The following is a 6,958-nucleotide window of genomic DNA, read 5'->3' as shown; positions in this document are numbered from 1 at the left end:
GGCGGCGGAGGCAGCTCCGACGTGGGCGGTGGCGGAGGCGGGGGCGGCGGCAGATCGTCCTCCGCCGCGGGCGAGCGACGCTTCTTCGAACCCTCCCGACCCAGGGAGAACAACGTGCGAGGGGCCTTCGGGTCCCGATCGTTGCCTTCAGCACTCATGCATGGTGTCCCATCGACGACGTGTCCCCGGCCCGCGCACGGGGACGGTCAGGTGTCCTGTCGGCAGGACGGTCCTGCTTCTGGAGCAAACCAGGGCGAAATCAGACCACGGCGGCGTCCGCGGCCGGGTCCCAGCTCGCCGGGTCAGCGAGCCGGGGATCGTTGGAGAAGACCTCCACGATCGGCTGCTCGATGCCGAGGCGGCGCATCAGCCGCTTGACCTCGAGCTCCTGGTTCCACAGCACCAGCGTGACCACGACGCCCGACTCCCCCGCCCGGGCGGTTCGCCCGGAACGGTGCAGGTAGGTCTTGTGCTCCTCGGGTGGGTCGTAGTGCACGACCACGTCGACCTCGTCGACATGGATGCCGCGGGCTGCGACGTCCGTGGCCACCAGTACCGGAAGCTTGCCGTCGGCGAAGTCGCCGAGGGCCCGCTCCCGCTCACGTTGGCGCAGGTCGCCGTGGATCGCTCGAGCTCGCACGCCCTCTGCGGAGAGGGACCGGGCCAAGCGATCGGCCGCCCGCTTGGTGTTGACGAACATGATCGTGCGGGTGGCGCCGGCCGCGATGGCAGCCGCCACCTTCACCTTGTCCAGCTCGTGGACCAGCAGGAACCGATGCTCCATCTCCTCCACGGTCACCTGGGCGGAAGCGACCTCGTGCATCGCCGGCGCACGTTGGTAGCGCTGGATCAGCGTGTCCACCACCCCGTCGAGGGTGGCGGAGAACAGCAACGTCTGGTGGTCACCGGGGATGTGCCGCAGGATCCACTCCACCTGGGGCAGGAACCCCATGTCAGCCATGCGGTCCGCCTCGTCGATGACCACGTGGGCAACATCGTCGAGGCGGACCTGCTTGCGCCCGATGAAGTCGATCATCCGCCCCGGGGTGGCGACCACCACGTCGACCCGACCGGTCAGGGCACGGGCCTGCTGCTCCATCCGGGCGCCGCCGTAGATGGCCTCGACCCGCAGCTCCCGACGGGCCGCCAACGGCGCCAGCTCGTCGCGGACCTGGCCCGCCAGCTCACGGGTGGGCACGAGCACCAGGGCTCGGGGTCGGCCGGGCTCGGACCGGGTGACCCGCTCGAGGATCGGGAGGCCGAACGCCAGGGTCTTGCCCGATCCGGTCTTCGCCTTGCCGCACACGTCACGGCCGGCCAGCGCATCCGGGATGGTGAGTTCTTGGATGGGGAACGGTTGTTCGATGCCACGCTCACGAAGCGTGGCGGTGAGGTCTGGGGAAACACCCAGTGCGTCAAAAGTTTTCATGTCGTGTATCGAGGGTACCTGGACGGGCCCCCGGAGCGTGGTCAGCTGGCCGCCTGGGCAGCCTCGGGTGATCCCGAGCTACGACGGCAGGACGGCCTCGATCGCCTCGATGACCTCCGGGGCCTCCGGCTCGACCCCGGTGCGGAACCGGGCCACCACCTCGCCTTCCGGGCTGATCAGGAACTTCTCGAAGTTCCAGGCCACGTCGCCGGCCTTGCCCTCGGCATCAGGCACCTGGGTCAGCTCGGCGTAGATCGGGTGCCGTCCCTCACCGTTGACCTCGATCTTCTCGAACAGGGGGAAGTCGACCCCGTAGGTGGTGCGGCAGAAGGTGGCGATCTCCTCCGGGCTGCCAGGCTCCTGCCCCAGGAACTGATTGCAGGGGAAGCCGAGCACGGAGAAACCCCGGTCCGCGAACCGTTGATGGAGGCGCTCCAAGCCCTCGTACTGGTAGGTGAACCCACACTTGGAAGCCACGTTCACCACCAGCAGTGCCTTGCCCCCGAAGACTGAGAGGTCGGCGGAGGTGCCGTCGAGGTAGTTGATGTGCTGCTCGTAGAACGACATGACACGCCACGCTAGTGGGACTCGATCGATCCGGGTCGCACACACCGGCGCCGGGGAGTTCCGGCGGCCCCACGCCATCAGGGACCCCCACGCCACGAGGCCCTCCCCTACGATGGCGCGGTGGACCCCACCCTGCGGCAGGCGCACCTCGACCGCATCGCCACCGACGGGTACACGATCGTCGAGGACGCCATAGAGCCCGATCTCGTGGACGCGCTGGCCGAAGACCTGCTCCGCCTGGAGCGCGAGCTGCAGGTCACGCCCGCCGACAACAGCTTCGAAGGGCGGCGCACGATCCGCATCTACAACCTGCTGGTGCACGGCCCGCTCTACGAGCGGATCCCTGTGCACGACAACGTGTTGCCGATCGTCGAAGGGGTGCTCGACCGGGGCTGTCTGGTCTCGTCGCTGTCGTCGATCTCGATCAACCCCGGCGAGGTCTCGCAGCCGATCCACGCGGACGACCAGCTGATCCCCATCCCGAAGCCCCACCCGCCGGTGGTGTGCAACACGATGTGGGCGCTGACGGATTTCACCGAGGCCAACGGCGCCACCCGCCTCATCCCTGGCTCGCACCTGCGCGACCACGATCCCGACTACGGCCGGAACTATCCGAGCATCCCGGCCGAGATGCGCCGGGGAAGCGTGCTCATCTGGCACGGGAGCCTGTGGCACGGCGGAGGGGCGAACCGCACCGGCGAGCGCCGGGTGGGGATCGCCATGAACTACTGCGCCGGGTTCATCCGCCAGCAGGAGAACCAGCAGCTCGGCATCCCTCCCCGCATCGTCAAGGGGTTCGACCGCCGGCTCCGGGAGCTGGTCGGCTACTCCATCTACAACGGTCTCATCGGGCACATCGACAAGCGCAGCCCGGCTTCCCTGCTTGACGGCGACCCTGCCGGGAGCCTGGTGTGGGACGCCTTGTGAACACGTGAGACGGCGCAGGACGGTCAAGACCGGTCGGGGGTCCGCCGACAAGTGTTTCGTGCACGGCGACATCGCTGAGGGAACCGGGTGAGCGACTCGTTCGCCATGGCCCGCGCCCGCGCCGCGCTGAGCGAGGCCGGCCTCGCCATCGACATCCCGCTTCAGCGGGCCAGCAGCGTCACCAACGAGGTGTGGCTCGCCGACGAGTACGTGATCCGGGTGAACCGGCGGGCCAACCGCCGCCTCCGCCGGGAGGCCGCGCTCGGTGCCCTGCTACCGCCCGAGGTGCAGTACCCGCAGATCATCGCCTATGGGGGCCAGCTCGGCGCGGACTGGCTGATCACCGAACGCCTACCGGGCGAGATGCTCGCCAAGGCCTGGCCCGCGATGAGCGACTTCGAGCGGCGCAACGCCGTGCGCCAACTCGCGGCCATGCTGCGGGCGCTGCACTCGGTGCCCTGCCCGCCCGAGTTAGCGCTGCTCGACGACGCGCCCCAGTTGCTCGACCCCACCAGGATCCCGATCGTCGAGCCGCTCCTGCGGGCCCTCGACGAGCTCGAGCAAACCCGAGGCGTCGACCGAGCTCTCATCGCCGACACCCGGCATCTGGTGCTGGCCAGCACACCGGCCCTGGAGCCCTACACCACGGACACCCTCGTCCACGGCGACCTGCACTTCCAGAACGTCCTGTGGGACGGGTTCACCGTGACCGGCCTGCTCGATCTCGAATGGGCCCGGGGCGCGCCCCCCGACGTGGACCTCGACGTGTTCCTGCGGTTCTGCGCCCACCCGGCCTGGCACGTCGCCGAGGACTACGCCAGAGCCACCCGGGTGGAGGACTATCGCCTGGTTCCCTACTGGCTGGCCGAGTACTACCCGGCGCTGTTCGACCACGAGTACGTGCTGGAGCGCACACTCCTGTACGCCATCTCCTACGATGTGCACGAGCTGCGGCGCGAGCTCACCGAGCGGCCCATCACCGGCCCGACCCGGGATCTCCCCGAGTGGCACCCCCACAAGCGGTTGGAGAACACCTTGCGGGGACGCAGCCACCTCCACCGGCTGGCCGGCCAGGTCGCCTGGGACGCCGAGGACCTCGACGACGACCTTCCCGGCGACCCCCCGCTGGCGCCCCACCCTCACCGCTGACCGTCACCGAGCCCGCGGGCCCGGTCGAGATCGCGGCCGTCGTCGTTCGGAGCGTGGGGGCGGTACTCAGCGCTCCGGCGCGGTGGCGGTGGCCGCCGCGGTGCCGACGTACGGTTCGTCGCGGTCACCGGGCCGGCGCCGCACGCCGCGCACCGCCAGTACCACTGCCGCGCCCACGATGGCGAGCAGGCTCATCCAGATGTTCACCCGCACCCCGAGCAGCAGGCTGGCCTGGTCGCTGCGCAGCGATTCGACCCACAACCGGCCGAGCCCGTAGCCCCCGACGTAGACCACGAACAGGTCGCCGGGGCGCAGGATCCGCTTGCGGTCGAGCCAGACCAGCACCCCGACCAGCGCCAGGTTCCACAGCGCCTCGTAGAGGAAGGTCGGATGGAACGTCGCCGCGTGGGCGTAGCGCGCCGGGCGGTGCGCGGGGTCGATCTCGAGCCCCCACGGCAGGTCGGTGGGCCGGCCGAAGACCTCCTGGTTGAACCAGTTCCCCACCCGGCCGATCGCTTGGGCGAGCGGCAGGGCCGGCGCCACGGTGTCGAGACCGACGGGCAGCCGGATGCCTCGCCGGCGCCCCACGTACACACCGACGGCGACCCCGCAGATGATGCCTCCGGGGATCCCGAGGCCCCCCTGCCAGATCGCGAGGGCATCGAGTGGCCGGTCGGGGAAGTAGGTCTTCCAGTCGGTGATCACGTGGTAGAGGCGGGCGCCCACCAGGCCGGCGGGTACCGCCCACACCGCGATCGCCCACATGTCGTTGGGGTCACCGCCACGCTTGGCCCACCGCCGGGCGGCGAGCTCGATGGCGGCGAGCACGCCCAGGGCGATCATCAACCCGTAGGCGTGCAGTGGGCCCAACCGGTTGGAACCGGGACTGGGGATCGACCCGATGAGTGCGGCAGCGTGGCCCACGCTCATCCCGAGATCGCCTCGGGGCTCACGGCGAAGAGCTGCTCGTGACCGGCGGTCACCGCCGCCCGCAGCCCCTCGACCGCCGGCAGGAGCTGCTCGCAGAAGAAGCGGGCGGTCGTCACCTTCGCCCGGAGGAACTCCAGCTCCTGTCCGCTCGCCTCCTGCTGCGCGTCACGAGCGGCGAGCGCCTGGCGGGCCATCAGCCAGCCCGCGGTCAGCAGGGAGAACATCCGCAGGAACGGGGTGGCACCAGCCAGGGCGTCCCGTGGCTCGGCGAGCCCTCGCTCCATCAGCCACCGGGTCGTCTCGGTCACCGTGTCCAGCGCGCCGCCCAGCGCGGCGCGGGTCGCGGACAGCTCGTCGCCGGCCTTCTCCAGAGCGGGGTCGATGGACGCGATCAGCTCGAAGTAGTCGGCGACCGCCCGACCGTCACGCATGGGGAGCTTGCGGCCGACGAGGTCCATGGCCTGGATGCCGTTGGTGCCCTCGTAGATCGCGGTGATCCGGGCGTCGCGGTAGTGCTGCGGGACTCCGGACTCCTCGATGTAGCCCATCCCCCCGTAGACCTGGATCGCCAGTGACGTGACCTCGATGCCGGTGTCGGTGGACCAGGCCTTGGCCACGGGGATGAGCAGGTCGAGCAGCTCCTTGCTCGCGGCCCGCACCGACTCGTCGGGATGATGGGTCGATCGATCGACCGCCTCGGCGCACACGTAGACGATGTTGCGCATCGCCTCGACCGACGCCTTCATGGTGAGCAGCATCCGGCGCACGTCGGGGTGCTCGATGATCGGCGACGTCTCTCCCGGGGGCGCGCCCGGCGCACGCCCCTGACGGCGCTGCTGCGCGTATTCGAGGGCGTCCTGCCACGCCCGCTCCCCGATGGCGAGCCCTTCGAGACCCACCGACAGGCGGGCGTTGTTCATCATCGTGAACATGTAGCGCATGCCCTGGTTCTCCTCGCCGACCAGGTAGCCGACCGCGCCACCGTGGTCGCCGTAAGACATCACGCAGGTGGGGCTGGCCTTGATGCCCATCTTGTGCTCGATCGACACGCAGGCGACGTCGTTGCGCTCCCCCAGCGAACCGTCGTCGTTCACCAGGTACTTGGGGACGATGAAGCAGGAGATGCCCTTGGTGCCCGGAGGAGCATCAGGGGTACGGGCCAGCACGAGATGGACGATGTTGTCGGCCAGGTCGTGCTCGCCGAAGGTGATGAAGATCTTCGTGCCGGTGATGCGGTACGTGCCGTCGTCCTGGCGCACCGCCCTGGTGCGCACCGCACCGACATCGGAGCCCGCCTGGGGCTCGGTGAGGTTCATGGTGCCGGTCCACTCGCCGGTCACCATCTTGCGGAGGAAGACCTCCTTCTGCTCCTCGCTGCCGTGATGGGAGAGCAGGTCGATGGCGCCCTGGGTGAGCAGCGGCGCCATGGAGAACGACATGTTGGCCGAGCTGATGAGCTCCTGCATGGCGATGCCCACCAGCCACGGGAAGCCACCCCCGCCGTAGTGGGTCGGGAACGGCACCCCACCCCAACCGGCCTCGACGTATCGCCGGTACGCCTCCTTGAACCCCTCAGGGGTGGTCACCGTGTTGGTGGTGGGGTCGTGCACGCTGCCCTGGAGATCGCCGATGCGGTTGAGCGGCGCGATGACCTCGCTGACGAACCGGGCGTTCTCCTCCAGCACCCCTCTGACGGTGGCGGGGTCGGCGTTGGCGAACGCGTCGAGGGCCGCGAGGGCCGGCAGGTCGACGAGGTGGTCGAGCACGAAGAAGATGTCCCGCAGCGGCGGTCGGTACGCAGCCATACGCGCTCAGGCTACCGGTCGCCGTCACCCCGCTCTCCTCACCCGCCGGCCTGCGCACGAGCACCCATTCTGCGAACTGTTCATCGGGACGCGGATGCACGGCGCGCCTGGATGAACAGTTCGGGGATGGGTCAGGGGATCGGGTCAGAGG

General features: G+C 69.7%; 6 protein-coding genes. 2 read left to right on the top strand and 4 right to left on the bottom strand.

Features of this window, described 5'->3' with window-relative positions:
• Window positions 1-259 precede the first annotated feature (259 nt).
• Complete coding sequence (locus tag V7004_RS14585; RefSeq protein ID WP_334144898.1) at window positions 260-1,429, bottom strand: DEAD/DEAH box helicase; 1,170 nt, start codon at window positions 1,427-1,429, stop codon at window positions 260-262.
• A gap of 78 nt (window positions 1,430-1,507) precedes the next feature.
• Complete coding sequence (locus tag V7004_RS14580) at window positions 1,508-1,996, bottom strand: glutathione peroxidase (RefSeq protein ID WP_334144897.1); 489 nt, start codon at window positions 1,994-1,996, stop codon at window positions 1,508-1,510.
• A gap of 120 nt (window positions 1,997-2,116) precedes the next feature.
• On the opposite strand from V7004_RS14580, the gene V7004_RS14575 reads away from it, so the two are divergent.
• Window positions 2,117-2,923 (top strand): phytanoyl-CoA dioxygenase family protein, encoded by an 807-nt coding sequence (locus V7004_RS14575; RefSeq protein WP_334144896.1) that lies wholly within the window; start codon window positions 2,117-2,119, stop codon window positions 2,921-2,923.
• Window positions 2,924-3,010: 87 nt separating this feature from the next.
• The gene (locus V7004_RS14570) at window positions 3,011-4,072 is read left to right on the top strand and encodes a phosphotransferase family protein (protein WP_334144895.1); all 1,062 of its coding nucleotides are present in this window, start codon (window positions 3,011-3,013) and stop codon (window positions 4,070-4,072) included.
• Window positions 4,073-4,138: 66 nt separating this feature from the next.
• Here the strand turns inward: V7004_RS14570 and lgt are convergent, their stop codons facing one another.
• Both lgt and V7004_RS14560 read right to left on the bottom strand, forming a co-directional pair.
• Window positions 4,139-5,002, bottom strand: coding sequence for a prolipoprotein diacylglyceryl transferase (gene lgt / locus V7004_RS14565; RefSeq protein ID WP_334144894.1), 864 nt, complete (start codon window positions 5,000-5,002; stop codon window positions 4,139-4,141).
• A complete protein-coding gene (locus tag V7004_RS14560) occupies window positions 4,999-6,807 on the bottom strand; it encodes an acyl-CoA dehydrogenase (protein ID WP_334144893.1) in 1,809 nt (602 codons plus the stop codon). The genes lgt and V7004_RS14560 overlap by 4 nt, the downstream gene beginning before the upstream one ends.
• Between the last annotated feature and the right edge of the window lie 151 nt (window positions 6,808-6,958).

It is taken from the genome of Rhabdothermincola sp. (genome assembly GCF_036846205.1).
Lineage (GTDB): Bacteria > Actinomycetota > Acidimicrobiia > Acidimicrobiales > Acidimicrobilacustridaceae > Rhabdothermincola.
The sequence above is the reverse complement of the archived record's forward strand: the minus strand, read 5'-3'. Positions and strand labels throughout refer to the sequence as shown.